Raw genomic sequence first — 249 nt, 5'->3', positions numbered from 1 at the left:
TGTTTGTTGGTAACTACATTTTACCAAAGAGAGGTGTCTTTTTCTGTACTTTTAAGTTCAATATTCTAACTGATCTTTACGGTAAAAGGATAGAACGTCGTTCTTAGGGGTGCGAAACTTGAGTTAAATCCTTATTTTGAAGACTCTATTCGCCGTAAAGTCACAAAGGAAGCAATGGTCATTTTCCGCAAATGTAGGTACTCTGTAGACCCTCGTTATATCGGAAAAGAAGTTGACTTGGATCTTTCC

General features: G+C 37.3%; 1 pseudogene. It reads left to right on the top strand.

From position 1 onward, the window contains the following. Positions 1–123 precede the first annotated feature (123 nt). Positions 124–249, top strand: a pseudogene (locus ACYQ2O_RS13760) (Mu transposase domain-containing protein); the annotation flags it as partial.

Source organism: Alkalibacterium sp. m-11 (assembly GCF_054658155.1).
This window is presented reverse-complemented; position numbering and strand designations above follow the sequence as displayed.